Source organism: Robertkochia solimangrovi, from assembly GCF_007279655.1.
Classification (GTDB): Bacteria; Bacteroidota; Bacteroidia; order Flavobacteriales; family Flavobacteriaceae; genus Robertkochia; species Robertkochia solimangrovi.
This window is the reverse complement of the sequence record NZ_QKWN01000004.1, coordinates 234,344-260,636: the sequence shown is the minus strand read 5'-3', so window position 1 is coordinate 260,636 and position 26,293 is coordinate 234,344. Positions and strand designations below refer to the sequence as shown.

The window sequence follows — 26,293 nt, the reverse complement described above, 5'->3', positions numbered from 1 at the left end:
CGATGGAAAATTCACCCGTATTGAGAACATGGTTAGATGAACTTAACCTGGATCATCCCCTGGTTATAGCAGGGCCATGTAGTGCAGAAACAGAAGATCAGGTATTAAAAATTGCTCACTCTTTAAAAGATACTGACGTAAATTACTTCAGAGCCGGGATTTGGAAACCAAGAACAAGACCAGGTAACTTCGAAGGTGTTGGTGCTATAGGACTAAAGTGGTTGCAGAAAGTAAAAGAGGAAACAGGTTTAAAAACCGCTACTGAGGTTGCGAACAGAGCTCATGTGGAACTTGCGCTTGAGCATGATATCGATATCCTTTGGATCGGGGCTCGCTCTACCGTTAGTCCGTTTATCGTTCAGGATATCGCTGACGCTCTTAAAGGTACCGACAAGATCATCTTACTGAAGAACCCTGTTAATCCGGACCTGTCGTTATGGTTAGGTGGTGTTGAAAGACTTTACAAGAGCGATATCAAGAATCTGGGTGTGATCCATAGAGGATTCTCTACCTATGAAAAAAGTAAGTATCGTAATATTCCGGAGTGGCAGCTGGCAATCGAACTTCAAAATAAATTCCCTGACCTTCCTTTGATCTGTGATCCGTCGCATATCACTGGGAAGCGAGATATGATTTTTGATGTTTCTCAAACTGCTTTGGATCTTAATTTCGACGGATTGATGATCGAAACGCACTGTGATCCGGATAATGCCTGGAGTGATGCCGCGCAACAAGTGACTCCGGAGCGTCTTGTTCAGATCATGAAAGATCTTAAGATCCGTAAAGAGACTGATGAGGAAGCAGAATACAATTCTAAGCTAAATCTTCTTAGAGCTCAGATCGATGTTATCGATAATAGTCTTATCGATACCTTAGGAAAGCGTATGCGAATAGCTGATGAGATCGGTGGACTTAAGAAATCGAAAAACGTTGCGGTTCTTCAGTCGAAACGATGGAATGAGATCTTAGGGAAAATGATTCTTGAAGGTGAACAGCGCGGACTTAGTGAAGAGTTTGTTCTTAGAATTTTCAAGGCGATCCACCAGGAATCCATTAACCATCAGGAAAAGATTCTTAAAAGATAAAAATAACTGGCCCCGAACGGGGCCTTTGTTTTTCTGTATGTTGCAGAAAGAATGTCTATTTTTGCAGGAATTAAAAGAGTATGACTGGAACAGTATATAAATCAACAGGTAGCTGGTATGTCGTAAAGGCAGTTGACGGTGTTTATTATAATTGCCGGATCAAAGGAAAATTTCGGATCAAGGGTATTAAAAGTACAAATCCGGTTTCTGTAGGCGATGTTGTTGATTTTGAGTTGGAGGAAATCGGAGATGAAACCATCGGTGTTATCAGTTATATTCATGATCGTAAGAATTATGTAATAAGGAAGTCGGTAAAATTGTCAAAGCGTACCCACATTATAGCAGCGAATGTCGATCTGGCATTTCTGATGGTTACTTTGAACAATCCAAAGACCTATACCGATTTTATAGACCGGTTTCTCGTAACTGCAGAAGCATACGATGTGACTCCGTTCCTGTTATTCAATAAAATGGATACCTATAATTTAGATGAACTTGCCGAGATCGAATATTTGATATCGATTTACGATGCTATCGGATACGGACATTTAAAGATATCCGCCATCAATATGGAGCATACCGAGGAACTTAGGGAGCTCATGAAAGGCAAGACCTGTATGTTTTCCGGACATTCAGGCGTCGGGAAATCAACCCTTATCAATGTGTTGCAGCCTGGTCTCGAACTGAAAACCTCTGAGATCTCTGAACAACATAAGCAAGGTCAACATACCACAACTTTTGCAGAAATGTTCGATCTGGATTTTGGTGCACGAATCATCGATACACCCGGAATCAAAGGATTTGGGATCGTTGATATGGAAAAGGATGAGATAGGCGATTATTTCCCCGAATTCTTTGCTTTGAAATCTTCCTGTAAATTTAATAATTGTTTGCATCTGGATGAACCGCATTGTGCGGTGAAGGATGCGCTGGAGAAGGGTGAAGTTGCCTGGTCAAGATATAAAAGCTACATACAGATCCTCGAAGGTGAAGAAGAGAATTATCGAATAGATCTTTACGGGGAATAATCAAATTCAATCATTTTATATGCGAATTGTAATTCAACGGGTGAGTGAAGCGAGTGTCACCATAAATAGTACCGTTAGGTCTTCGATCGGAAAAGGATTGTTGATTTTGTTGGGAATTGAAGAATCTGATAGTGAGGAGGATATAGTATGGCTTTGCAAAAAAGTATGTGGGTTGCGTATTTTTAATGATGAGAATGGGGTAATGAATCTATCGGTACTGGATGTCGATGGTGAAATGATCGTTGTAAGCCAGTTTACCCTGCATGCATCAACGAAAAAAGGTAATCGGCCGTCTTACATAAAAGCTGCTAAACCAGAGGTTGCTATCCCATTATACGAACGTTTTGTGGCTGTTCTTCAGGACTTTTCCGGGAAAACTGTAGGGACTGGTGAATTCGGAGCCGATATGAAGGTGGCACTCATCAATGATGGACCCGTAACCATCATCATAGACAGTAAAAATAAATTTTAACATTAAATAATAAGGCTTTTTCTTTCAATTCTGACGGAATTTATACATATTTATCGCGCCTAAATATATACCCGTCAGATGAAAAACTTTACTTCATCGGTAATGATTCTCTTCATTGCCATGTCTTCTGTTTTATATGGACAGGAGAAATCAGTCTATCAGTCGCTATCGATGAATGCGGAATTGATAAAAAACTCCAATGCTTTAGTCAGGTACGAGAAAATGGAGGTCGATATGAAATCGATCAGAGATATGGAGATGAAACAGGTAAGAGTGATTACCGTGTTGAATGAGGAAGGTCTGGATGATCTCAAACCCTATGTCCATTATAACAATGGGATCAAAGTTAAGGATATCCAGATGTTGATTTTCGATCGGACTGGTGAAGAGGTGAATAAATTTAAAAAGAAGGATTTTAAAGATGTGAGTGCCGTATCCGGAGGAACGTTGTATTCTGACTCCCGGGTGTTGTATCTCGATTATACGCCGGTTTCCTATCCGTTTACGGTAGAATTCTCTTATGAGATAGCAACCGATAACTCTGCAATCCTGCCTTCATGGAGCTTTCTAAGCGGATACAACCTGAGTACGGAAGAAAGCCATTACATTGTGCATTATGATCCGAACGAGACCTCATTGCGAATAAAGGAGAGTCGACTAGAAGGATATGATATACATAAGGAAGAATCTGAGGGATATCTCGCCTATAGTGGTAAGAATCTGGAGGCTATTAAGAAAGAAGATTTGGCGCCTGCATTTTCGAAGATCGTGCCCAGAGTTGAAGTGGTGCCTAAACGTTTCTTTTATGAAGGATACGAAGGAGATGTCAGTGACTGGAACGAGTTTGGTAAATGGATGTATACAAGGATCCTTTCGGGACGCCAGGAGCTCCCTCCTGCAACCATTGCTACCGTAACTGCCCTTGTTAAAGGAGTTGATGACGATTATGAAAAAGCCAAGATCATTTACAAATATGTTCAGGAAAATACCCGATATATCAGTGTTCAGGTCGGGATCGGCGGGATGCAGCCAATAGCTGCTATCGATGTGGATAAAGTGAAGTATGGAGACTGTAAGGGACTCAGTAATTATACCATGGCATTGCTTCGTGCGGTAGGGGTGGAATCATACTATACCCATGTGGAAGCAGGGCAGTCGATCGATAGTTTCCACGCGGAATTTCCATCGCTCGCGCAGGGGAACCATATCATTCTGGCAATCCCATATAAGGATGAGATGTTATGGGTTGATTGTACATCTCAGAGTCTTCCATTTAATTTCGTGGGTGATTTTACCGATAACAGGAGAGTTTGTGTGATAAAACCGGATGGAGGTGAGATCATGACTACTCCTTCTTATCTCGATGAGAACAATTATAAACTGACCAAAGCGAACTATGTTATCCAGGATGACGGGAGTATCAGTGGAGAGATCGATATGACTTCGAATGGTATCGCATATGATAATGCATACTATGTTGAAGATAGCGATGATGAATATGTGAACCGATATTACAAAGAATATTATTGGAAATATATGAACGGTTTACAGATCGATTCCTATTCCTTCAAAAATGATAAGGATAAGATCGAGTTCAAAGAGCACTTGAAAGTAGAGGTGCGTAATTATGCGAATAAGTCAGGAGAGCAGTTGCTTATCATGCCTAATGCTTTTGATCGCTATCGCAGTATTCCAGACAGGTACCGTAGCCGGAAACTCCCATTTCAGGTGGAGCGTGGTTTTAAGGAGGAAGATGAATTTATAATTACGCTTCCTGAAAAATATACCATGCCAACCTTACCGGGGGCAGTATCTATCGCCAATAAATTTGGTGAGTACCATCTTACGATGGAGATGAATGAGGATGGTAAACTAATAATGAAAAGAAGCCTGTTGATCAGACATGGTGAATATGAGAAGGACGATTATGATGATTTCCGTGATTTCTGTAAAAAAGTGGCTCAATATGATGTTTCAAAGATCGTATTGAAACAAACCGATAAAACCTAATACTTTTTAAATATCATACTATGAAAAAATTGATTGTTAGCTGTTTCCTTCTGGTAGGTGCCGCTTCTGTTTCTATGGGGCAGAACTATAAATTTGGCAAGGTATCCGAAGAAGAGATCGAAGAAAAACAACATCCTCTTGAACCTGATGCTGCTGCAGCCTATTTGTTTAAGGAGCGGTCCTCTTATTTTACCTACTATAACGGTGAAATAAAACTGATTACTGAGATTCAGGAGCGCGTAAAGATCTATAATAAAGACGGATTCGACTACGCGACTGAAACGGTCTATTTGCGCGATGGAAGTGAAGGAGCAGATGTGGTTTCAGGGCTTAAAGCGGTCACTTACACTATGGTTGACGGAAAGATTGAAGAGACTAAGCTAGAGAAAGATGGGATCTTTAAGGAAGAGATTAGTAAAGGAAGGATCAAGGAGACCTTTACCCTGCCGAATATCAAAGAAGGGTGTGTGGTTGAATATAAATATCGTATTACCTCCCCTTATTATTTCTATATTCCTGAATACAGGTTTCAGTTGGGAGTGCCTATCAAAAGACTTGAGTCGAGTTTCAGTGCTCCTGAATATTTTAAGTTCAAACCACTCTTCAAAGGTTATATGCCTGTAAGGCCTGAAGTTGATAAGGTTAGCAGTCAGATTGTTGATGGTTATAACCTGGTTGAAAAATATGAACTGGATAATGTGCCTTCGATGAAAGGTGAAGCATTTGTTGATAATATCGACAACTATAGAAGTAGTGTGTATTATGAATTAAATCAGATAGAAATTCCAGGCTCCTATTATAAAAGTTATTCACACAACTGGAATGATGTGACCAAATCCATCTATGGGTATAGCAGCTTCGGAGATGAATTGAAAAAGACCGGATATTTTGAAGATGAGTTGAACCCGCTAATCGCGGCTACCTCGAATCCTCAGGAAAGGATCGCTATTATTTTCAATTTTGTGAAACAGAAAATGAATTGGAATGAATATGTGGGATACGGTTGTAGCGATGGTGTTCGTAAGGCCTTCAAGGAGGGTGTAGGAAACGTTGCTGAGATCAATCTTATGATGACTTCAATGATGCGTTTTGCCGGAATTACCGCAAATCCGGTATTGGTGAGTACAAAATCAAACGGAATACCCCTCTATCCTACAAGTGACGGATTTAACTATGTGATTTGTGGTATAGAGCTTAACGAAGGTATCGTATTGCTCGATGCTACTGAAAAGTTTGCATTACCGAACATTCTGCCACATCGTGTTCTGAACTGGAATGGTAGAATGATACGTGAAAATGGGTCATCGGTGGAAGTGGATATGACTCCGGCCATGTCGTCTAAGGAAGTTATGAACATGCAGGTGAAGATCGATCCGCAAGGAGCAATTGATGGTAAGTTGAGAAGGCAGGTTACCGATCATCTCGCTTATGAATTCCGCTCAAATTATTTCAATGTGGATAATGAAGAATATCTGGAAAAACTTGAAAACAGATATCTCGGTATTGAGGTAGATGAATATCAGCTTGATGATATGGAAAATCTTGGTAAGCCTATTACAGAGACCTATAGTTTTCATAAAGATACCGGTGTGGAATTTATCGATGGGAAGATCTATGTCTCTCCATTATTCTTCCTTACCGATTCTGAAAATCCACTAAAACTGGATAAGCGGGAATTCCCACTTGATTTCGTGTATCCAAAGCAGGATCGTTTTATGATCAATATCGGACTTCCGGAAGGATATAAGATAGAAACACTTCCTGAAAGCGCCGCACTTTCGTTGCCGGATAATCTTGGTAAGTTCACATATGTGTTGAAATCTGCCGGAAACAATGTTCAGGTTATGGTGACTTCAGAAATAAATACCGATATTGTACCCGCTTTGTATTATGATGCACTGAAAGAATATTTTAATCAGGTCATCAAAAAGCAATCGGAAAAATTGGTACTAATTAAAGCCTGATAATGGAAATAAAGAATGCCCAACTAGTAGTTGATAAATGGATAAAGGAGCACGGTGTTCGCTATTTTAATGAATTGACCAATATGGCCCAGCTTACCGAAGAGGTAGGGGAAGTGGCCAGGATCATTGCCCGAAGGTATGGGGAGCAAAGTGAAAAGGAAAGTGATAAGGATAAGGATCTCGGTGAAGAACTTGCCGATGTCGTTTTTGTCGTGTTATGCCTGGCAAACCAAACTGGAATAGATCTTCAGAAAAGTTTCGATCAGAAAATGGAGAAGAAGACCAAAAGGGATCATGACCGACATCATAACAATGAAAAATTAAAATAAAAGATTCCCGCAACCGCGGGAATCTTTTTATTTTTACCTGCTTTAAGTCTAAAACTCCACATATTTTGAAACTACGTCTCACCGCCAATAATCGTCAGCTGAAATCAGCGATCAATATCACCGGTTCTAAGAGTGAAAGCAACCGTTTATTATTGCTTCGTGCATTATACCCGGATCTGGAGATCGCTAATCTTTCCAATTCAGACGACAGTCGAGTGATGAGTAAGGGGGTAATGACCGATAAGGGTACCGTAGATATTCACCATGCTGGTACTGCGATGCGATTTCTTACCGCGTTTTTTGCATGTAGTCCGGGGAAGGAAGTTGTGCTTACAGGCTCTCAGCGAATGACCGAACGTCCGATTAGTATTCTTGTCGATGCACTTCGTCAGCTTGGTGCCGACATTTCCTATGTGGCTGAAGAAGGATTTCCTCCTTTGAAGATTAAGGGGAGGTCGCTGGAGAAGAATAAGGTAGTGATGGCAGCAAATGTTAGTAGTCAGTATATTTCTGCATTACTGCTGATCGCTCCTGGCCTTGAAAATGGTTTGGAACTGCATTTGGAAGGCAAGATCACTTCTGTGCCTTATATCAAAATGACACTGGCACTTTTAAATGAGATCGGAATCACCACGTCGTTTGAAGGTTCCGTGATCAACATACAACCTAAATCAGCGGTGGATGCTAAAGTATTAACGGTGGAATCAGACTGGAGTTCTGCATCTTATTTCTATAGCATCGCTGCATTGGCAGAAAGTGCTCATATCGATCTTAGTAGTTATAAGCAAAACAGTTTGCAGGGTGATAGTGTTCTGCAGGATCTTTATGTGCCTATGGGAGTCAATTCAGAATTCAACGATCATACCGTTGTTTTGACATCAGGAAATATTTCCGATGTACAGAAGGTGGTATATGACCTTTCTGATGCTCCGGATATAGCGCAGACCATTGCCGTGACCTGTTTTGGGTTAGGTATTGGATGTGAGCTTACCGGATTACACACGCTGAAAATCAAAGAAACAGACCGTCTTGAGGCATTAAAAACTGAGCTTGGGAAGCTGGGAGCGCAAATTGAGGTAACCGATAAGTCGCTACATCTTGAAGCCGGAGGACGAATTAACCGCGATATTGCCATCGATACTTATAACGACCATAGAATGGCTATGGCCTTCGCTCCATTGGCGATGAAGGTGCCGATCATCATCAACGATGCCGAGGTTGTTTCAAAATCTTATCCCGATTTCTGGAACGATATGAAGAGTATTGGATTTGAGGTAGAGACTTTAGATTAAAGTAGCCTGATTTACTGTCCTGTAAATAATTGGCGATTTCCTTGACAACCCCTATTCCGATATTGTATATTTGCCCACGCTAAAATTATTATTGTGGGAAAAGTGTTACTGATACGTATTCACTGGACCATAAAACACTTGAAGTCGGATATTTTTGGGGCAGATCTCCGTCATACCCGGCTTTGGTAAATCTATATTCAAATGAAATTATCGCACTTTAATTTTGACCTTCCAAAGGAATTGCTTGCAGAGTATCCCTCTGAAAACCGTGATGAAGCCCGTTTAATGGTGATCCATCGTAAAGATGGAAAGATCGAGCATCGTCAATTTAAAGACCTGATCGAATATTTTGATGAAGGAGATGTAATGGTACTGAACAATACCAAGGTGTTCCCTGCTCGTCTCTTCGGAAACAAAGAAAAGACCGGTGCGAGAATCGAAGTATTCTTATTAAGAGAGCTCAATGTTGAGCAACGTCTTTGGGATGTTTTGGTAGATCCGGCTCGTAAAATAAGAATTGGTAATAAATTGTATTTCGGTGATGATGAAAGCCTGGTTGCTGAAGTGATCGATAATACGACTTCACGTGGAAGAACCCTGCGTTTCCTTTACGATGGTTCTTATGATGAATTCAGAGATAAACTGAATGAACTCGGTGAAACGCCACTGCCAAAATATATCAAAAGAGCCGTTGAGCCGGAAGATGAGGATCGTTATCAAACCATCTATGCTAAGAGCGAAGGAGCTGTTGCAGCACCTACTGCAGGTCTTCACTTTTCAAAACATCTTTTGAAACGACTTGAGATCAAAGGTGTGAACTTTGCTGAAATGACCCTGCATGTCGGATTAGGTACATTCAACCCGGTAGAGGTGGAAGACCTGTCAAAACATAAAATGGATAGTGAAGAATTATTCATCGAAGAGAGAGCTGCAGATACTGTAAACAATGCCAAAAAGAATAAGAAAAAAGTTTGTGCTATCGGTACTACGGTAATGCGTGGACTGGAAAGTTCAGTTTCTTCCGAGAAGACCTTGAATTCTTATGAAGGGTGGACTAATAAATTCATTTTCCCTCCATACGATTTTAGTATTGCAGACTGTATGGTAACGAATTTCCATACACCAAAATCAACCTTACTTATGATGGTCTCTGCATTTGCAGGTCATGACCTGATCATGAAGGCTTATAAGGAAGCGGTAAAAGAAGGATATAAGTTCTATTCTTACGGTGATGCGATGCTGATCCTTTAAGGATTCGATCGATATAATTCAGACTGTCTTAAAAGTTAGTAGCATCGAATATCTCCTGTAGATATTCTGCAGCGGTATTTCAAAGAATACCAAGCCGACTTTTAAGACGGTTTTTTTTATGCTACACCTAATGTTTTCTTTAAACTGGGAATAAATATATCTTTGTACACAATGGAGATCAAGAAAAAGGACATCAGGGCTTTAACCCGTGAGCAATTAAGGGAATTCTTTGTCGCTCAGGGAGATAAAGCATTCAGAGGGAATCAGGTATATGAATGGTTGTGGGGAAAAGCGGTTTATTCCTTTGAGGCTATGACCAATCTTTCACTGGATACACGAAGTATGCTAGAAGCTAATTTTGTGATCAATAATATCAGGGTAGATACCATGCAGCGTAGTTCCGATGGGACGATCAAAAATGCAGTGCGTCTGCATGATGATCTTATCGTAGAATCGGTACTAATTCCCACCCCAACCCGAACTACCGCTTGTGTTTCAAGCCAGGTGGGTTGCAGTCTTGATTGTAAATTCTGCGCCACTGCAAAGCTTAAACGCATGCGTAACCTTAATCCGGACGAAATATATGATCAGGTGGTAGCTATCGATAATGAAAGCAGATTGTATTATGACCGGCCTCTTTCGAATATTGTTTTTATGGGGATGGGAGAGCCTTTGATGAATTATAATAATGTGATCAAGGCTATTGATATGATCACTTCTTCCGATGGTTTAGGGATGTCGCCTAAGCGTATCACTGTTTCTACCAGTGGTGTTCCTAAAATGATTCGCAAGCTTGCTGATGATGGGGTGAAGTTTAAGCTGGCAGTTTCCCTGCACTCTGCTATCGATGAGGTAAGAACTTCTATTATGCCCTTCAATGAGCATTTTCCGTTGAGCGAACTCAGGCAGGCGCTGGAATATTGGTATTCCTGTACCAAAAGCCGTATCACCTATGAATATGTGGTATGGAAAGGGATCAATGATCGTAAAAAAGACGTGGATGCCCTGATCAGATTCTGTAAATTCGCACCGTCCAAAGTGAATCTTATCGAATATAACCCCATTGGGGATGACGAGTTCAGGCAGGCAGACGATACGGCCATAAGTATGTATCAGGAAGCCCTTGAATATAATGGGATCACTGTTACGGTAAGACGTTCCCGTGGGAAGGATATCGATGCTGCTTGCGGGCAGTTGGCTAATAAATCCTGATCTTGACGAAACTGAAATGTGGCATAGTAATTCTTTAATTCCGAAATAGTATATTTGAATCCTCAATGAAGGTCGTAGAGCAAATTAAGCAGCCCATCTATAAGGAAATGGAACTTTTTGAAAAAAAGTTCTATGAGTCCATGTCTTCCAAAGTAGCTCTTCTCAACAGGATTACTCATTATATCGTAAATCGAAAGGGGAAGCAGATGAGGCCGATGTTTGTCTTTCTGGTTGCCAAAATGGTTTCTGAAGGTAAAGTTAACGACCGTACTTATCGAGGAGCCTCCGTGATCGAACTTATTCATACCGCTACACTGGTCCATGATGATGTTGTTGATGATAGTAACAGGCGAAGAGGATTCTTTTCTATCAATGCCTTATGGAAAAATAAGATCGCCGTACTCGTGGGAGATTACCTGCTTTCAAAAGGACTGTTACTTTCGATAGATAATGGTGATTTCGACCTTTTGAAGATTATTTCCGTAGCCGTTCGAGAGATGAGTGAAGGGGAATTGCTGCAAATCGAAAAAGCAAGACAACTCGATATTACGGAGGAAGTCTATTACGAGATCATCCGTCAGAAAACTGCAACGCTGATCGCTGCCTGTTGTAGTCTTGGTGCGTGCTCGGTATTGCCGGGATCTCCGGAAGTTGAAAAAATGAGAAAGTTCGGAGAATTGATCGGAATGGCTTTCCAGATCAAAGATGACCTTTTCGATTATACAGATGGTCCGATTGGGAAACCTACAGGAATTGATCTAAAGGAGCAGAAAATGACACTGCCGCTGATTTATACTTTGAACAATGCTTCTAAAAAAGAGCGCAACTGGCTCATAAATTCAGTTAAAAACCATAACAAGGATAAAAAACGTGTCAAGGAAGTGATTGCTTTTGTGAAAGAGCGGGGCGGACTTGATTATGCCGAAGAGAGGATGGTTGAGTTTCAGAAGCAAGCTCTTGATATTCTTATGACTTACCCCGAATCCCCGTACAGAAATGCTTTAAAGTTAATGGTGGATTACGTTATCGAAAGAAAGAAATAACCACTTTATCTGCTGCCGGAAATTTGTGGCAGTATAATGGTTGTTATCATTTTATATCCGTGTGTGTTTCAGGACGCCTTTCAATATTTTAAAAAAAAATGTAAACTCAGGCAACCTTTGATTCGGATAACCCGTCTATATAAACAGAGAACCAAATGAAATCTTTGTTGAAAGTTATACCGTTACATAGAAATGAATCTGCATTGATCAGAAAGGCTGTTTTGGGCGATCGTGAAGCACAGCGGTTGATCTATGAACGGCATGCTTCAAAAATGCTTAGCGTTTGCAGATATTATATCCATGATTTGCAGTTTGCGGAGGATGTAATGATCAAAGGTTTTTTTAAGGTTTTCTCCTCCCTTGGAGAGTTTCAGTCGAAAGGGAGCTTTGAAGGTTGGGTAAGACGGATCATGGTTCGTGAATGTATCGATTATCTAAGGGTACAAAAGAATGTTTTTAAAGTGGAGGAGGTCGATGAAGAATCCGTAGAATTTGAAATGTATGAAGATCTGTATGTGGATGCAGAATATATTCAGCGAATGATCGACAATCTGCCTGATGGGTATCGTACGGTTTTTTTGATGTATGCTATCGAGGGATATTCTCATAAGGAGATCAGTGATCTTTTGTCGATCAGTGAAAGTACTTCCAAATCACAGCTTTTTAAAGCGAGGAAGATTTTAAAAGAAGGTGTCAATGCGTTAAAGGTTAAGGAAAATGGAACAGCATAATTCAGATAAGAAGATTAGGGAAGTATTGGAGAGCAGAAAAGTTAGTCCTTCATCAGAATCGTGGGGGAAACTCAGTGAAATGCTGGATACTGCAGAAGAATCGCCTAAGAAAAAAACCTTTCCATGGATCCGTATCGCCGCAGCGGTCATCGTATTGCTGGGTGCAGGAACACTATGGATGATCAATTCCGGAGGTGAGGCAGTAGTAGTTCCGGTTGTTCATCAGGAAGCAAAGCCTGAAAGTGTGGTTCCTGAATTGACGACTCCCGTAAAGAAACTAACGGAAGTTCCCGTTCCTGAATCCTCAGTTGCAGCAACCCCTGCTGGTAAAGCTGTGGAGCCATTAAAGAGAGTAGTGGAACGGAAATCTGTGATCGCTGAGGGAAATCCGGAGATCTTCGAAACTCAGGAAGCTATTGCAGAAACTAGAATACAGGAAACCTTTACCGCAGAGGAACTAGCTATTGCGAGTGCCGCAGAAAGTATTCGGCAGAAACAAATGGAGGGGGAGGTTACCGATGCGGAGATCGATGCTTTACTCCTGGAAGCTCAGCGAAAACTATATGGAGATACCATAATCAAAAATAATAAAGTAGATGCCATGGCCTTGCTCGATGAGGTGGAATTTGAACTCGACCGCTCTTTTAAAGACAAGGTTTTTGAGGCATTACGCAAAGGGTATCAAAAAGTAAAAACAGCCGTGGCTAACCACGATCAATAGAGTTTATTCATCAATCACAATCAAACATTATGAGAAAGTTATTTACCATTGCCACTGTGGTGGCACTGTGTCTTACTGCCCAACTGGTTCGCGCGCAGGTAGAGACAAAAAAGGATTCCGTCACCGATAGCCGGATCCAGTATCAGTTAAATCAGCTGCAAGCGGAAAAGGAGAATATCGTAACCGCGGAAAAGGAAAAACTCCGTAAGGAGGTGGAAGTTATAAACGGAAGGGCTGATAAGGGTGAGATCACCAGTGAAGAGGCCCGACAGCTTAAGGAAGCAGCGGCAAGAAAATCTGCGGAAAACATTGAGAACAAACTGGCAATCATCGATAACAAGATCGCCTTGGTGAAACGCGGAGAATTATATGAATTCAATCTGGAGGAAGGTACCTATATCGGTATCGATCCGCAACAGAAGAAAGAGGAGGATACGCATTGGCCAGATGACTGGGATGATTTCTGGGAAGTAGAAATGATCTTTGATCACAAACGTAAATATGATAAACGTACTACCAGTGATATCGTTCTGGCTGCCGGTTTCAACAATGCTATTATAGAGGGGCAATCCTTTGATGATACACCCTACAAGGTCGGAGGTAGTCGTTTCTTCGAGATTGGATGGCAATGGAAGACCCGGGTGTTCAGGAATACTAATTTTATGAGAATTGTTTATGGTCTTAACTTTCAGTTCAATGGGCTCAAGCCGGATGATAATCAGTATTTTGTAAAAGATGGAGATCTGACCTACCTGGAGCCGTTTGAAGCTTCGCTGGATAAATCGAAACTGAGAATGGATAATCTGGTGATTCCTGTGTATTTCGAATTCGGGCCTTCAAAAATGATCGACAGGGGTGATTATTTCAGGTATAGTACAAGACATAAGTTCAGAATAGGTCTGGGAGGGTATTTCGGGCTAAATTATTCCACACGTCAAAAGCTCAAATATAAGATTGATGGGGATCGGCATAAAGAAAAGATCAAGAATAATTATAATACCAATAATACCATTTACGGATTGGCAGGATATATGGGATTCGGTGATCTGAGCCTCTATATGAAATACGATCTGAATACTATTTTTAAAGATGGAAACCGCGATGAAAATAATATTGCAGTAGGTCTTAGATGGGAGCTTTAATTTCCCTGTAATACGGTTCAGGTATATAATAATATATTACTTATTTTTGGTTCCCGCTTTTGGCGGGAATCATTATTTTTAAGAGATAATAATAGATCAGGTGATTGCAAAGGAAACCATAGACAGGGTGTTTGAGACTGCTCAGGTAGAGGAGGTCATCGGTGATTATGTGCAATTGAAGCGTTCAGGTTCCAATTTAAAAGGCCTGAGTCCGTTTACGGATGAACGTACCCCGAGTTTTATGGTGTCGCCTGCAAAACAGATCTGGAAAGATTTCAGTAGTGGAAAAGGAGGAAATGTCGTGGCATTTCTGATGGAGCATGAACACTTCACCTATCCGGAAGCGATCAGGTACCTTGCGAAACGATATAATATCGAGATCGAGGAGACCCAACAAACCGATGAAGACAAGGAAAAGGCGAATGAGAAGGAAAGTATGTATCTGGTATCTGAATTTGCCAGAGATCATTTTGTAAAGAATCTTCATCATACAGAACCAGGGAAAGCCATTGGCTTAAGCTACTTCAAAGAGCGGGGTTTCAACAGTGATTCCATGGAGCAATTTCAACTGGGTTATGCGATCGATACCTGGGATGATTTTACTTCCGCAGCTCTGGGAAAGGGCTATAACCTGGAGTATCTGGAAAAAACCGGGCTTACCATTGTAAAGGAAGAAAAGCAGTTCGACAGGTTCAAGGGAAGGGTTATTTTTCCGATTCATTCAATGAGTGGCCGTGTGCTCGGATTCGGAGGAAGGATCCTCGACAGCAGTAAAAAGGCGGCTAAATATCTGAACTCACCTGAGAGTGATATCTACCATAAGAGTAAAGTATTGTACGGACTCTACCAGGCAAAACAATCCATTGCAAAGGAGGATAATTGTTACCTGGTTGAAGGATATACTGATGTGATTCAGTTTCATCAAAAAGGGGTGACCAATGTAGTGGCTTCCAGTGGAACTGCCCTTACCAGCGATCAGATACGTTTAATAAACCGTTTGACCAAAAACATTACCGTGCTCTTTGATGGAGATGCAGCAGGATTAAGGGCATCACTACGTGGTATCGATCTTATTCTGGAGCAGGGTATGAATGTAAAGGTCTGTACCTTTCCTCAGGGTGAGGATCCTGATAGTTTTGCTGCGGCCAACAGTTATGAGGATCTGGTGTTGTATCTCGAGCAGAATGCAAAGGATTTCATTCAGTTCAAAGCGTCATTACTGGTCGAGGAATCAGCAAATGATCCGGTTAAAAAGGCAGGGACCATTCGCGATATTGTCACAAGTATTTCCAAGATACCGGACAGGATTCAGCGTGAAGTATATCTTCAGGAGTGCTCACGGATCATGGATATTTCTGAAGAAGTACTTTTTAATACCCTGGCTCAACTGGGTAGGAAAGAGGTTGATGATGCGGGAAAACGCCTGAAAAAGGAAAAACGTACCATGGAAGTGGTACAGGATCGCCCTCAGGTTGTTAAGATCGATCTGCAACAACAGTTGGAAAGAAAGATTATTGAGTTGCTATTGCTGTACGGACATTATGAAGGCGAGTTCTCCGATATGGTCCTGAAGGAAAATGATAAGGGTGAATTGGTTCTCGAACCTTATGTGCACCAGTTGCGTGTGTTCGAAAAGATCTACCTGGATCTTCAGCAGGATGAGGTGGAATTATCGAATCCGGTTTTTCGCGGCATTTACGATTCCCTTATTGTAGAATTCAGTGAGGTTGAAACATTTGCCGTCAATGAATTTATCAATAAGATCGATCCGGAACTCGGTAATGAGGTGTCTTCCATATTGATGGAAGAGGAACGCTATGAATTACATGACTGGGGAAGGAAAGATATACTGGTAAAGGAAAAGACTTCAGTTGTGTCAAGACTGGTAAGTGATACCATTTTGAGTTTTAGGTGCCATCTTATCGAGAAGCGGGTAGATGGTTTACAGCAGGATGTACTTAATTCAACAACTGATGACAATCGTGATATTCTTGAAGAGATCAGCAATTATCATCAGTTAAAGAAATTATTATCAAAAAGGTTAGACCGTGTGTCTTTAAGTTAATAAAGTTCCAGTGCTTTCGCCTGCTGAAGCATATCAACCATATTATCTACGTTGAGTTTGCGCATCAGTCTGGCTTTATAGGTGCTGACGGTCTTTTCGTTTAATCCGAGTTCTTCTGCAACATGCTTGTTACGTTTTCCGGAAGCCAGTAATTTTAATACTTCAACTTCTCTTGTGGAAAGTTTTCTAAAGAATCTTCTAGGTTTATTGGTGCTTTCATCGAAAGCGAGTCTTTGTGCAAGTTCGTTGGTGATGAACATACCACCTTCGGCAACTTTTGAGATCGCGTTCTTCAGAGTTTCAAGCGAAGCTGTTTTGGAAACATATCCGGATGCACCGGCTCTTAATGTGCTCAAAGCATAGACATCTTCGGCCTGAGCACTGTATATAAGTACTTTTATATCGGAGTAGTCTTTTTTCATTTTTCGAAGCGCGGTAATACCGTTGACTTCCGGAATGTCCATTTCGAGGAGTACTACCTCGGGTTGTTCTTTTTTTAAAGCCTCAAACAATTCAGAAGTCGTGCTTACACTGGCGATGACATCAAAGTCACCCGAACCCTTTAAAACTGCATTCAACCCTTCTCTAACAATAGGATGGTTGTCGGCCACTAACACTTTGATCATAATAATGAAATTTAAAGTTATTATACAATAAAGTAAGCCAGATAAGTTTGGTAACTAAGACAGCAAATACAATAATTATGATATGGCTTGGGGAGTTTGGATTACTGTAAAAGTAACTAAAAAAAATACTTCAACAAAATAGTTGAAAAAACTTTCTTTTCAAATACTACTTTTTCAGATGAACGGGCACTTCGCATACAGGTATTGGGTTCATTTTGTGACTATTAGCTTTATTATATCGCTTGAATATATGAAAGACTTCTCTTTCTCGTCCGCTGAAGTCATCTGCAGTCTTTCCTTCGTCGTCCATTTTCATGGCCCATTCGAGTTCAGGATAGCTGGCTCCGATCTGATCTTCATCGGTACGGTCATCACCCCATAATCCATCGGTGGGTGGTGCATCCTGGATTTCCTGATTTACACCAAGATATTCAGCGAGTTCATAGACTTCGGTTTTTAGGAGGTCGGCGATCGGACTAAGATCAACCCCGCCATCTCCATATTTTGTGTAAAATCCTACCCCGAAATCTTCTACCTTGTTTCCTGTTCCCGCAACGAGGAGTTTTTCCAGTGCAGCGAAATAGTAAAGTGAGGTCATTCTTAGGCGGGCGCGTGTATTGGCAAGAGACATGAACCGGTCTTCTTCATTAGTAACTGATGGAAAGGCGCTAACCATCTGATCGAAGACAGGAGTGAGATTTACCTGTGTCATTCTCACATTGGAGTAGTTGGACTGAAGCCATTTGATGTGGTTTAAAGCTCGGCTAACTTGATTTTCTGCCTGGTGTATTGGCATTTCAAGACAAAGTACATCCAATCCGGTTCTTGCACAGAGTGTGGAGGTCAGAGCGGAATCGATTCCTCCGGATACACCTACAACAAAACCGTTCATACCTGCATTAACCGCATATTCCTTTAACCAGTTTACGATGTGATTACATACTTTTTCGGCATTCATAATAAAATTTCATTTAAGTTGTTTAACTGTTGTAAGTGGTAGTTTAGTGGCGTATTTACTAAAATATTATCCCGAAGATCCATAATTGACGGATTCGTATAACTTTGTAAACAAAAATAACGGATTCAGCCTTTCAGGAAAAGGGAACCCTTAATTGCTTTCAAATTTATTGAAATGAAGAAAATATTCGGTATTCTTTTTGTCATTTTCTTAATTAGTTGCGGGAAAAGTGATCAGACAGAACGAGAAATTGCCAAAATCAAGGTTAATCTTGATGTAAGAAGATTTGATCTTGCATTTGCATCGGCTACACGTACAGATCTGCCGGTACTGAAAGAGAAATTTCCCTATCTGTTCCCGGCTCAGTTTCCTGATAGTGTATGGTATCACCGAATGGAGGATACGCTTCAGAAGGAATTATTTTCTGAAGTCCGAAAGAAATTTACCGGTTTCGGATCGTTTAAAACTGAAATGACAGATCTTTTTAAGCATGTGAAATATTATTTTCCCGAACTCACTGTGCCGAATGTAGTGACGATTACTTCAGATGTTGATTTCAGAAACAGGGTAATCTATGCTGATTCTCTGATGCTGATAGCATTAGATAATTATTTAGGAAAGGATCATCGATTCTATGAGGGGATTCAGGATTATATCAGAGCCGATTTTGAACCTGAAAATATTGTGGTAGATGTAGCCGGAGAAGTGAGTACGCGCGAAGTACCATTACCTTCTGATCATAGCTTTTTGGCCAGGATGGTATATTTTGGGAAAAAGCTTTACCTCGATCACTTATTTCTGCCGCAATATCCGAAGCATACGATTATGCATTATTCGGAAGAACAATATGATTGGGCGGAAGTCAATGAGGAAGAGATCTGGCGTTATTTTGTGGAACGTGATCTGTTGTTTTCGACGGACTCAAAATTACGGGAGCGATTTATCGATCCGGCACCGTTTTCCAAATTCTATCTGGAACTCGATAATCAGTCTCCGGGTCGATTAGGGCGCTTCATCGGGTGGCAGATTGTCACTTCCTTTATGGAAAATAATGAAGTATCTTTGCGCGAAATGCTGGATATGCCGGCACAGGATCTTTTTAATAAATCAAGGTATAAACCAAAAAAGTAATGGCAAAACATATTTCAGATATTGTTTTAAGTATTGAGCTGGATGAGAACAGAGTCCCTGAAAAGTTACAGTGGAGCGCTAAAGACGGTGGTATCGATAAGGAACAGGCAAAGGCTTTCTTGTTGTCGGTATGGGACGACCAGAAAAAAGAAACCCTAAAGATCGATCTATGGACAAAAGATATGCCTGTAGATGAGATGAAGCAATTTTTTCATCAAACCTTGGTGTCGATGGCTGAAACATTTCAACGAGCTACACAGGACGAGAAAATGACTGCTACAATGATGGATTTTTGCGATTATTTTGCAGAAAAACTTGAGTTGAAGAAATAATGATCTAAGTTGATTCGGAAAGGTATATCGCTTTTCCGGGTCACAGATTTTCTCCTTTCAGATCATTGTTTATGGCGTCGATGTAATTGAGGATCTCATCTTTGCCTGTCCCGTTGCTGGAGGACGTTATGAAGTGCATAGGGGCTTCTTCCCACATGGTTTCCGTTAATTTGCCGAGGTAGTTGGTCACATTTCTGGTGATCGCTCCGGGCTTGAGCTTATCAGCTTTGGTGAAAACAATGCAGAAGGGTATTTGCTGTTCGCCCAGCCATTGCATGAATTCCAGATCTACAGGCTGAGGTTCATGCCTTATATCGATAAGTACAAAGGCACAAACGAGCTGACGTCTTTTCTCGAAATATTGGGTGATAAATTTCTGAAAAGTCTTTTTGACCGATTTTGAAACTCTGGCATAACCATAGCCGGGGAGATCGACCAGAAACCATTGGTCGTTGATCCTGAAATGATTGATCAACTGAGTCTTTCCGGGTCTTCCTGAGGTCTTTGCAAGACTTTTGCGATTCGTCAGCATATTGATCAGTGATGACTTTCCGACATTGGAGCGGCCGATAAAGGCGTATTCCGGGATCGGATCCTTAGGACATTTGTTAACGTCCGTATTACTCATGACAAAATTTGCCGACTTTATTAGCATACTGTGTGCTTAGAATTTATGCTGTTCGATCCATTTCTCCAGAATGATATTGAATTCTTCCGGGTGTTCCATCATAGGGGCGTGCCCACATTTTTCGATCCAGTACAGGTCAGAGTCAGGGAGCAGGTTATGAAATTCTTCTGCGACATTAGGAGGGGTAACCGTATCGTTCTTTCCCCATATGATACAAGTTGGGGTATGCATATGTGGCAGATCCTTTGCCATGTTGTGGCGAATAGCACTCTTGGCAATAGCCAGGGTCTTAATCAGTTTGTTGCGATCGTTTACCGTAGCAAAAACTTCATCCACGATCTCTTTAGTTGCTACTTTTGGATCGTAAAATACATCTTCGCTCTTTTGTTTTATAAATTCATAATTACCTCTTTTCGGATAGCCGTCACCCATAGCATTTTCATATAATCCCGAACTTCCGGTGATCACCAGTGCTTTTACCTTTGACGGGTAAAGTTTCGTATGTAACAATCCGATATGCCCGCCAAGTGAATTTCCAAGTAAAATAACCTTGTCAAGATTCTTGTGTTCTATGAACTTTTCAAGGAAAACCGCAAAGCTTTTTACATTGGTCTTAAGTAGTGGCATTTCATATATAGGGAGCTGAGGTATAAGAAGTTTGTAGCCTCTTTCTGAAAAATAATCCGTAACACCATTGAAGTTGCTAAGTCCACCCATCAATCCGTGTAAGACGATCATGGGGGTTCCTTCACCAACTTCTATATAGGTAAATTTACCTTCCTTCTTTATTTCGTGTACCATTAACGGTAAGTTAGATTTCTTCGAAAACAAATATAGGCATTTCGAAATTATATGAAATCATTTATTCATACTGTAAAAATATAAAGGAAAGTCTGATTAAAAAGTGATTTTTGACAGTTCTGAAAAATTATCCTCTCCCACTTTTTAACACACCCCTAAACCGCGCAGTTTCTGCAGTTTGTCTATTTAAATGTTCAATTTATCAACAAAGTGGTAAAAAGTGCCCAAAAGTGGTAAATTGTGGTAAATATTTCTATATATTTGAAAAATAACAACGAATCCATGCTTGCAACAGAACATTTTTCGGAAGAGTATGAGTGCAAGGCAGATAGCAAGGGGCGCATTATGGTGCCTTCCTCGCTTCGGGCCAAACTTGCACCTGTTCTGCAGGATGGATTGGTGTTAAAAAGATCGATTTTTCAGAAATGCCTTGAGATCTATACGATGGAGGCCTGGAAAAAAGAAATGGCTCAGATTTCGAAGCTAAACCGGTTTGTGAAAAAGAACAATGACTTCATTCGTCAGTTTACAGCAGGGGTTAGGAAAGTTGAGATCGATGCCAGCGGACGATTGATGATACCGAAGAATCTGATGGGGTTTGCAGGGATCTCTAAGGAAGTAGTGCTTTCGGAGGCTATCGACCGGGTAGAGGTGTGGGATAAGGATCGTTATTATGAGATTCTTGATGAAGGTGCCGGAGATTTCTCTCAGCTTGCTGAAGATGTGATGGGTGATCTGCCAAATTTCGAAGTCGATGGAATATCATAATCCCGTATTGTTAAAAGAGACCGTTGACGGACTCAATATACATCCTGATGGTATTTATGTGGATGTGACCTTCGGAGGAGGTGGGCATTCCCGGGAGATACTTAAAAGGCTGGGGCCGCAAGGTAGGTTGCTGGCATTCGATCAGGATGAGGATGCTCTGAAGAATGTGATCGATGATTCGCGGTTTACGTTGATCAATGAGAACTTCAGGTTCCTGAAGCGTTTTTTGAAATTTCATGGTTGTAAGCAGGTTGACGGGGTTCTGGGAGATTTCGGGGTTTCGTCTCATCAGTTCGATGAGGCCGGAAGAGGATTTTCCACTCGTTTTGACGCTGATCTCGATATGAGGATGAGTCAGAAGAATCCGTTGAGTGCTTATGAAGTGGTCAATTCGTATGAAGAAGGACAGCTTAGGTCGGTGCTTAAGTTGTATGGAGAGATGAAGAATGCCGGGGCTGTGGCAAGAGCGATCGTACAGTATCGCGAAAAGCAGCCTATTCGCACCACCGATGAGCTTAAAAAATCACTGGGGAAACTGTTGCCTAAGTTCAAAGAACAGAAAGTACTGGCGCCGATCTATCAGGCGATTCGTATTGAGGTGAATCAGGAGATCGAGGTATTGCGTGATTTTTTGTTGCAATTGCCTGAAGTGGTAAAGCCGGGAGGTCGTATAAGTCTGATAAGTTATCATTCTCTGGAAGACCGATTGGTGAAACGATTCATCCGTGATGGTAAGTTTGAAGGTGAGGCAGAAAAAGATTTCTACGGTAACGTAGATGTTCCGTTCAGAAAAGTTGGCGGACTTATCGTGCCGACTGCCGAGGAGATTGAAATAAATAACCGTGCGCGAAGTGCTAAGCTTCGGGTGGCGGAACGAATATAAAAAACGAAAAAGAGATCATGGTGAAGAAGAGGTTTTTGGAATTGTTGAAAGGAAGTTTTCTAACCAGTGGGGATGCGGTCAAGAACTGGCGTTTTATACTGTTTGCTTCTGTTTTAGCAGTGATAATGATCTCAAGTGCGCACCAGGCCGACAGGAAAGTTCATGAATTGGCTAAACTCAACGATGAAGTGCTGGAATTGAGAAGCGAGTTTGTGGATGTTCGTACACAGGTGCAGCGCATCAAACTGGAATCGAATGTAATGGATAAGGTGGTGAACCGCGGCTTGATTCCGTCGGTAATTCCTCCGCAAAAAATACGAGTAGCAAGCAAAAGATAATTTATGCCGACAACAGATAAAAGCATATTAAACCGATTTTACTTCATTGCCGGTGGTATGTTTCTTTTCGCGTTGGCAGTCGTAATAAAACTTGTTTCTATACAGGTTGTCGACGGTGAAAAGTACAAAGCACTGGCTCAGCAACGGACCATCAAGAATTTTGTGATTGAACCCAAGCGTGGTAATCTCTATTCTGATGATGGAAGTTTGTTGGCTACCTCCGTTACAAAATATGACATCCGTTTCGATGCGATCACTCCCAATGATAAAGTATTTGAGCAAAATGTAAAGCCATTGGCTGATTCCCTGTCTAAAATGTTCGGGAAGCAGTCTTCGTATTATCAGAATTTGCTGAGAAAGGCTAAAGCTTCCAGAAACAGGTATTTGCTGGTGGCGAGAGATCTGGGATATACCGATTACCTGCGTGTAAAGTCGTTTCCGATGTTTGAATTGGGGCCGTATAAGGGTGGACTTATCGTGGAGCAAGAGACCAAGCGTGAATATCCTTTGGGTGCCATAGCACAACGAAGTGTTGGGTATGAAAGGGTAGATGATCAGGGGTATTATACCGGGGTCGGACTAGAGCGTGCTTTTGGGTTGTATTTGAGGGGTTCGGAAGGACATCGGCTAAAGCAAAAGATCGCTAAAGGACAATGGAAGCCGATCACCGATTATAATGAAGTAGAGCCAAAAGATGGCTATGATGTGATCTCAACGATCAATATTAATATACAGGATATAGCGCATCATGCACTATTATCTCAATTGGAAAAATATAATGCAGACCACGGTAGTGTGGTGGTGATGGAAGTAGAAACAGGAGAGGTTAAAGCAATTTCAAACCTAGGTCGTACTTCCGATGGAAAATATTACGAACGCCTCAACTATGCTATTGGAGAATCGCATGAACCCGGTTCTACTTTTAAACTGATGTCGATGATCGCAGCCCTCGAAGATAAGGCCATCGATACCAGTGATGTTATTGATACAGGAGATGGAACCCTCACTTTCTATAATAAGAAGGTGAGGGATTCAAAAAGAGGTGGGTATGGTGAGATCACCGCTTCTGAGGTGCTGGAGGTGTCATCAAATACCGGTATTGTAAAGATCATTGATAGTTATTACGGTAAGCAGCCGGAAAAGTTTGTGAACCGTTTGTATAACATGGGATTGAACGAGCCTCTTGGTCTCCCGATAAAAGGAGAAGGTTTGCCGATCATTCCGCATCCAAATGACAAAAAGCGATGGAGTGGTATCGCATTACAATGGATGGCCTATGGGTATGGTGTTTCCCTTACGCCGTTGCAGACACTGACCTTTTATAATGCAGTGGCAAACGGTGGGGAAATGGTGAAGCCGCGATTGATCAAAGAGGTTCGGGAATGGAATAAATCGATTCATCGATTTGATAAAGAAGTGATAAATCCGAGTATCTGTTCTGATGAGACCCTGAAAAAAGTTCAGGTGATGTTGAAGAATGTCGTAGAGAGCGAGCATGGAACGGGACACCGATTATATTCTCCTAATTTTTCGATGGCTGGTAAAACGGGAACCTGCCAGAAAGATTATAAGGATAAAAGTAAAATGGGGTATATCTCCTCTTTTGCTGGATACTTTCCGGCAGAGAATCCGAAATACTCCTGTATTGTAGTGATCCATAATCCGGATAAAAGTGTGGGGTATTATGGGGCTGATGTTTCCGGTCCGGTTTTTAAATCGGTTGCTCAGAAAATATTCACGAATTCACCTTTGATCGATACGATTGAAGAATTGGAGAAAGAAAGTGAGAAAGTAAATAAAAGCTTCCAGTCGTACTATGCCAATATGCAAAAGCATTTTGAGACCATTCCTGATGTAAAGGGGATGAGCGGTATGGATGCGGTATCCCTTTTGGAGAATCTGGGATTGCATGTTCGGGTGGAAGGAAACGGAAAGGTAGTGGCTCAATCTATTAAAAGTGGAGTCGCCATCAATAAGAATGAAACGATTGTCCTGAAGTTATCATGAAGTTGTTAAAAGACATATTGTACAAGGTGGGTATCGAATCGGTGATTGGAAATACGTCCATTCCGGTTAACGATATCTATTTTGATTCCCGAAGGGTTTCGCTTGATGATGTTTTTGTTGCGATACCCGGTACGTCTGTAGATGGTCATGATTATATACTGAAGGCGATCGAGCAGGGAGCTATCGCAGTGGTTTGTGAGCGACTTCCTGAGCAGGTGATTAACGGTGTGACCTATGTACAGGTTGCAGATTCACATCAGGCACTGGCGATCATGGCTTCGAATTTCTATGAAAACCCTTCGGAGAACCTCAAACTGGTAGGTGTGACCGGAACTAATGGTAAGACTACCGTAGCGACGCTGCTGTATCAGCTTTTTCGAAAAGCAGGTTTTAAGGTAGGACTGTTATCGACGGTAAAGGTTATGGTAGATCAGGAAGAAATTCCTGCTACACATACGACGCCGGATTCCCTGCGGATCAATAAGTATCTGAAGGAAATGAACGATGCCGGAGTGGAATATTGTTTTATGGAAGTGAGTTCGCATGGTATCCATCAGAAGCGTACTGAAGGGTTGCTTTTTGCGGGTGGTGTTTTCACAAACCTGTCTCATGATCATCTCGATTACCATAAGACTTTTGCTGAATACAGAGATGTAAAGAAAAAATTCTTTGACCAGTTGCCTAAGTCGGCTTTTGCACTGGTGAATGCCGATGATAAGAACGGACCGGTCATGTTGCAGAATACAAGAGCTGATAAAAAGACTTACGCGTTGAAGACCTATGCGGAATTTAGAGCCCAGATCCTGGAAAATCAGCTGACAGGGCTTATGCTAAAGATCGATGATCAGGAAGTTTGGTCAAGACTGATCGGAAGTTTTAATGCCTATAACCTGCTTGCAGTTTATGCAACCGGTGTTTTACTTGGTCTTGGGAAAATGGAAGTATTGCAGTGGTTGAGTGAACTCGAGAGTGTGGGTGGGCGATTTCAGTATTTCATATCGGAAAGCAAGGTTACCGCTATAGTCGATTATGCACATACCCCGGATGCTTTGAAGAATGTATTAGAGACAATTAACTCTATAAGAACAGGAAATGAATCTCTCATCACGGTGGTTGGCTGTGGTGGGGACCGGGATAAGGCTAAAAGACCTGTAATGGGGAAGATCGCAGCTGCATTAAGTACAAAAGTGATCTTTACCAGTGATAATCCGAGAAGTGAAGATCCGATGGAAATTCTCAAGGCTGTTGAGGCTGGAGTGGAGCCACAGGATTATAAAAAGATACTGACCATCGAAGATCGCCGTCAGGCTATCCGAACCGCATGTCAGTTCGCAGTAGCAGACGATATCGTGCTGATCGCCGGTAAAGGGCATGAAACCTATCAGGAAGTAAAGGGTGTGCGCACCGATTTCGATGATTTGAAGATCGTAAAGGAAGAATTGAGCGGATTAAATAAATAATAGCAAAAAGCCGGTG

The 26,293-nt window shown here is 41.5% G+C and carries 25 protein-coding genes; 21 read left to right on the top strand and 4 right to left on the bottom strand.

The features are described 5' to 3' along the window. Positions 1 to 2 precede the first annotated feature (2 nt). From DMZ48_RS07680 to dnaG, 14 genes are all read left to right on the top strand, one after another. Positions 3 to 1,085 carry a bifunctional 3-deoxy-7-phosphoheptulonate synthase/chorismate mutase type II gene (locus tag DMZ48_RS07680; RefSeq protein ID WP_143954540.1) on the top strand — a complete coding sequence of 361 codons (1,083 nt, stop codon included), beginning with the start codon at positions 3 to 5 and terminating at the stop codon, positions 1,083 to 1,085. Between the two features lie 80 nt (positions 1,086 to 1,165). Then, positions 1,166 to 2,113 carry a ribosome small subunit-dependent GTPase A gene (gene rsgA / locus DMZ48_RS07675; RefSeq protein WP_143954539.1) on the top strand — a complete coding sequence of 316 codons (948 nt, stop codon included), beginning with the start codon at positions 1,166 to 1,168 and terminating at the stop codon, positions 2,111 to 2,113. Between the two features lie 19 nt (positions 2,114 to 2,132). Further along, positions 2,133 to 2,585, top strand: coding sequence for a D-aminoacyl-tRNA deacylase (gene dtd, locus DMZ48_RS07670; RefSeq protein ID WP_143954538.1), 453 nt, complete (start codon positions 2,133 to 2,135; stop codon positions 2,583 to 2,585). Between the two features lie 78 nt (positions 2,586 to 2,663). Further along, positions 2,664 to 4,595 (top strand): DUF3857 domain-containing protein, encoded by a 1,932-nt coding sequence (locus DMZ48_RS07665; RefSeq protein ID WP_143954537.1) that lies wholly within the window; start codon positions 2,664 to 2,666, stop codon positions 4,593 to 4,595. A 20-nt stretch (positions 4,596 to 4,615) separates the two neighbouring features. After that, positions 4,616 to 6,559, top strand: coding sequence for a transglutaminase domain-containing protein (locus DMZ48_RS07660; RefSeq protein ID WP_143954536.1), 1,944 nt, complete (start codon positions 4,616 to 4,618; stop codon positions 6,557 to 6,559). A gap of 2 nt (positions 6,560 to 6,561) precedes the next feature. Beyond that, positions 6,562 to 6,888, top strand: a complete 327-nt coding sequence (locus DMZ48_RS07655; RefSeq protein WP_143954535.1) for a nucleotide pyrophosphohydrolase — start codon at positions 6,562 to 6,564, stop codon at positions 6,886 to 6,888. Between the two features lie 65 nt (positions 6,889 to 6,953). Beyond that, a complete protein-coding gene (locus tag DMZ48_RS07650) occupies positions 6,954 to 8,180 on the top strand; it encodes a 3-phosphoshikimate 1-carboxyvinyltransferase (protein ID WP_143954534.1) in 1,227 nt (408 codons plus the stop codon). A 201-nt stretch (positions 8,181 to 8,381) separates the two neighbouring features. Beyond that, entirely contained in the window at positions 8,382 to 9,431 is a 1,050-nt protein-coding gene (gene queA / locus DMZ48_RS07645; RefSeq protein WP_143954533.1) for a tRNA preQ1(34) S-adenosylmethionine ribosyltransferase-isomerase QueA, read from the top strand. A 171-nt stretch (positions 9,432 to 9,602) separates the two neighbouring features. Then, positions 9,603 to 10,643 carry a dual-specificity RNA methyltransferase RlmN gene (gene rlmN / locus DMZ48_RS07640; RefSeq protein WP_143954532.1) on the top strand — a complete coding sequence of 347 codons (1,041 nt, stop codon included), beginning with the start codon at positions 9,603 to 9,605 and terminating at the stop codon, positions 10,641 to 10,643. Between the two features lie 65 nt (positions 10,644 to 10,708). Continuing rightward, entirely contained in the window at positions 10,709 to 11,686 is a 978-nt protein-coding gene (locus tag DMZ48_RS07635; RefSeq protein WP_143954531.1) for a polyprenyl synthetase family protein, read from the top strand. A gap of 155 nt (positions 11,687 to 11,841) precedes the next feature. After that, positions 11,842 to 12,417 (top strand): RNA polymerase sigma factor, encoded by a 576-nt coding sequence (locus DMZ48_RS07630; RefSeq protein WP_242009150.1) that lies wholly within the window; start codon positions 11,842 to 11,844, stop codon positions 12,415 to 12,417. After that, positions 12,404 to 13,138, top strand: coding sequence for a hypothetical protein (locus DMZ48_RS07625; protein ID WP_143954530.1), 735 nt, complete (start codon positions 12,404 to 12,406; stop codon positions 13,136 to 13,138). Before DMZ48_RS07630 ends, DMZ48_RS07625 begins: the two co-directional genes overlap by 14 nt. 29 nt (positions 13,139 to 13,167) lie before the next feature. Continuing rightward, positions 13,168 to 14,280: a hypothetical protein gene (locus tag DMZ48_RS07620; protein ID WP_143954529.1), complete on the top strand. Its 1,113-nt coding sequence runs from the start codon at positions 13,168 to 13,170 to the stop codon at positions 14,278 to 14,280. A gap of 100 nt (positions 14,281 to 14,380) precedes the next feature. Further along, a complete protein-coding gene (gene dnaG / locus DMZ48_RS07615) occupies positions 14,381 to 16,345 on the top strand; it encodes a DNA primase (protein ID WP_143954528.1) in 1,965 nt (654 codons plus the stop codon). On the opposite strand, the gene DMZ48_RS07610 is transcribed toward dnaG, so the two are convergent. Then, positions 16,342 to 16,971: a response regulator gene (locus tag DMZ48_RS07610; protein ID WP_143954527.1), complete on the bottom strand. Its 630-nt coding sequence runs from the start codon at positions 16,969 to 16,971 to the stop codon at positions 16,342 to 16,344. The genes dnaG and DMZ48_RS07610 overlap by 4 nt on opposite strands. A gap of 166 nt (positions 16,972 to 17,137) precedes the next feature. Continuing rightward, on the bottom strand, positions 17,138 to 17,929 hold the full coding sequence (gene nadE, locus DMZ48_RS07605; RefSeq protein ID WP_143954526.1) for an NAD(+) synthase: 792 nt from the start codon (positions 17,927 to 17,929) through the stop codon (positions 17,138 to 17,140). A gap of 174 nt (positions 17,930 to 18,103) precedes the next feature. On the opposite strand from nadE, the gene gldB reads away from it, so the two are divergent. Together gldB and gldC are read left to right on the top strand one after the other, a co-directional pair. Further along, on the top strand, positions 18,104 to 19,060 hold the full coding sequence (gene gldB / locus DMZ48_RS07600; RefSeq protein ID WP_143954525.1) for a gliding motility lipoprotein GldB: 957 nt from the start codon (positions 18,104 to 18,106) through the stop codon (positions 19,058 to 19,060). Next, positions 19,060 to 19,392 carry a gliding motility protein GldC gene (gene gldC, locus DMZ48_RS07595; RefSeq protein ID WP_143954524.1) on the top strand — a complete coding sequence of 111 codons (333 nt, stop codon included), beginning with the start codon at positions 19,060 to 19,062 and terminating at the stop codon, positions 19,390 to 19,392. Before gldB ends, gldC begins: the two co-directional genes overlap by 1 nt. A 40-nt stretch (positions 19,393 to 19,432) precedes the next feature. On the opposite strand, the gene yihA is transcribed toward gldC, so the two are convergent. Further along, positions 19,433 to 20,047 carry a ribosome biogenesis GTP-binding protein YihA/YsxC gene (gene yihA / locus DMZ48_RS07590; protein WP_143954523.1) on the bottom strand — a complete coding sequence of 205 codons (615 nt, stop codon included), beginning with the start codon at positions 20,045 to 20,047 and terminating at the stop codon, positions 19,433 to 19,435. Between the two features lie 9 nt (positions 20,048 to 20,056). Beyond that, positions 20,057 to 20,821, bottom strand: a complete 765-nt coding sequence (locus tag DMZ48_RS07585) for an alpha/beta fold hydrolase (RefSeq protein ID WP_143954522.1) — start codon at positions 20,819 to 20,821, stop codon at positions 20,057 to 20,059. A gap of 282 nt (positions 20,822 to 21,103) precedes the next feature. Between DMZ48_RS07585 and DMZ48_RS07580 the strand changes: the two genes are divergently transcribed. Genes DMZ48_RS07580 through DMZ48_RS07560 form a run of 5 tightly spaced genes read left to right on the top strand, consistent with a single transcriptional unit; the run spans position 21,104 to position 26,277 of the window. Further along, positions 21,104 to 21,589, top strand: coding sequence for a division/cell wall cluster transcriptional repressor MraZ (locus DMZ48_RS07580; protein WP_143954658.1), 486 nt, complete (start codon positions 21,104 to 21,106; stop codon positions 21,587 to 21,589). Then, positions 21,564 to 22,472, top strand: a complete 909-nt coding sequence (rsmH, locus tag DMZ48_RS07575; protein WP_143954657.1) for a 16S rRNA (cytosine(1402)-N(4))-methyltransferase RsmH — start codon at positions 21,564 to 21,566, stop codon at positions 22,470 to 22,472. The genes DMZ48_RS07580 and rsmH overlap by 26 nt, the downstream gene beginning before the upstream one ends. 17 nt (positions 22,473 to 22,489) lie before the next feature. Beyond that, positions 22,490 to 22,810, top strand: a complete 321-nt coding sequence (locus DMZ48_RS07570; protein WP_422395437.1) for an FtsL-like putative cell division protein — start codon at positions 22,490 to 22,492, stop codon at positions 22,808 to 22,810. A gap of 3 nt (positions 22,811 to 22,813) precedes the next feature. Continuing rightward, positions 22,814 to 24,817, top strand: coding sequence for a penicillin-binding protein (locus tag DMZ48_RS07565; protein WP_143954521.1), 2,004 nt, complete (start codon positions 22,814 to 22,816; stop codon positions 24,815 to 24,817). Next, a complete protein-coding gene (locus DMZ48_RS07560; protein WP_143954520.1) occupies positions 24,814 to 26,277 on the top strand; it encodes a UDP-N-acetylmuramoyl-L-alanyl-D-glutamate--2,6-diaminopimelate ligase in 1,464 nt (487 codons plus the stop codon). Before DMZ48_RS07565 ends, DMZ48_RS07560 begins: the two co-directional genes overlap by 4 nt. The last annotated feature ends 16 nt before the right edge of the window (positions 26,278 to 26,293 follow it).

What these genes read in the sequence shown, in the direction of transcription:
- queA (WP_143954533.1), top strand. Translation starts at nt 8,382, where the DNA reads ATGAAATTATCGCACTTTAATTTTGACCTTCCAAAGGAATTGCTTGCA.
- DMZ48_RS07680 (WP_143954540.1), top strand. Translation starts at nt 3, where the DNA reads ATGGAAAATTCACCCGTATTGAGAACATGGTTAGATGAACTTAACCTG.
- DMZ48_RS07630 (WP_242009150.1), top strand. Translation starts at nt 11,842, where the DNA reads ATGAAATCTTTGTTGAAAGTTATACCGTTACATAGAAATGAATCTGCA.
- dtd (WP_143954538.1), top strand. Translation starts at nt 2,133, where the DNA reads ATGCGAATTGTAATTCAACGGGTGAGTGAAGCGAGTGTCACCATAAAT.
- DMZ48_RS07580 (WP_143954658.1), top strand. Translation starts at nt 21,104, where the DNA reads ATGCTTGCAACAGAACATTTTTCGGAAGAGTATGAGTGCAAGGCAGAT.
- gldC (WP_143954524.1), top strand. Translation starts at nt 19,060, where the DNA reads ATGGCAAAACATATTTCAGATATTGTTTTAAGTATTGAGCTGGATGAG.
- yihA (WP_143954523.1), bottom strand. Translation starts at nt 20,047, where the DNA reads ATGCTAATAAAGTCGGCAAATTTTGTCATGAGTAATACGGACGTTAAC.
- DMZ48_RS07655 (WP_143954535.1), top strand. Translation starts at nt 6,562, where the DNA reads ATGGAAATAAAGAATGCCCAACTAGTAGTTGATAAATGGATAAAGGAG.
- DMZ48_RS07635 (WP_143954531.1), top strand. Translation starts at nt 10,709, where the DNA reads ATGAAGGTCGTAGAGCAAATTAAGCAGCCCATCTATAAGGAAATGGAA.
- rsgA (WP_143954539.1), top strand. Translation starts at nt 1,166, where the DNA reads ATGACTGGAACAGTATATAAATCAACAGGTAGCTGGTATGTCGTAAAG.
- nadE (WP_143954526.1), bottom strand. Translation starts at nt 17,929, where the DNA reads ATGAATGCCGAAAAAGTATGTAATCACATCGTAAACTGGTTAAAGGAA.
- DMZ48_RS07610 (WP_143954527.1), bottom strand. Translation starts at nt 16,971, where the DNA reads ATGATCAAAGTGTTAGTGGCCGACAACCATCCTATTGTTAGAGAAGGG.
- DMZ48_RS07565 (WP_143954521.1), top strand. Translation starts at nt 22,814, where the DNA reads ATGCCGACAACAGATAAAAGCATATTAAACCGATTTTACTTCATTGCC.
- DMZ48_RS07625 (WP_143954530.1), top strand. Translation starts at nt 12,404, where the DNA reads ATGGAACAGCATAATTCAGATAAGAAGATTAGGGAAGTATTGGAGAGC.
- gldB (WP_143954525.1), top strand. Translation starts at nt 18,104, where the DNA reads ATGAAGAAAATATTCGGTATTCTTTTTGTCATTTTCTTAATTAGTTGC.
- DMZ48_RS07620 (WP_143954529.1), top strand. Translation starts at nt 13,168, where the DNA reads ATGAGAAAGTTATTTACCATTGCCACTGTGGTGGCACTGTGTCTTACT.
- DMZ48_RS07570 (WP_422395437.1), top strand. Translation starts at nt 22,490, where the DNA reads ATGGTGAAGAAGAGGTTTTTGGAATTGTTGAAAGGAAGTTTTCTAACC.
- rlmN (WP_143954532.1), top strand. Translation starts at nt 9,603, where the DNA reads ATGGAGATCAAGAAAAAGGACATCAGGGCTTTAACCCGTGAGCAATTA.
- DMZ48_RS07660 (WP_143954536.1), top strand. Translation starts at nt 4,616, where the DNA reads ATGAAAAAATTGATTGTTAGCTGTTTCCTTCTGGTAGGTGCCGCTTCT.
- DMZ48_RS07560 (WP_143954520.1), top strand. Translation starts at nt 24,814, where the DNA reads ATGAAGTTGTTAAAAGACATATTGTACAAGGTGGGTATCGAATCGGTG.
- DMZ48_RS07585 (WP_143954522.1), bottom strand. Translation starts at nt 20,821, where the DNA reads ATGGTACACGAAATAAAGAAGGAAGGTAAATTTACCTATATAGAAGTT.
- DMZ48_RS07665 (WP_143954537.1), top strand. Translation starts at nt 2,664, where the DNA reads ATGAAAAACTTTACTTCATCGGTAATGATTCTCTTCATTGCCATGTCT.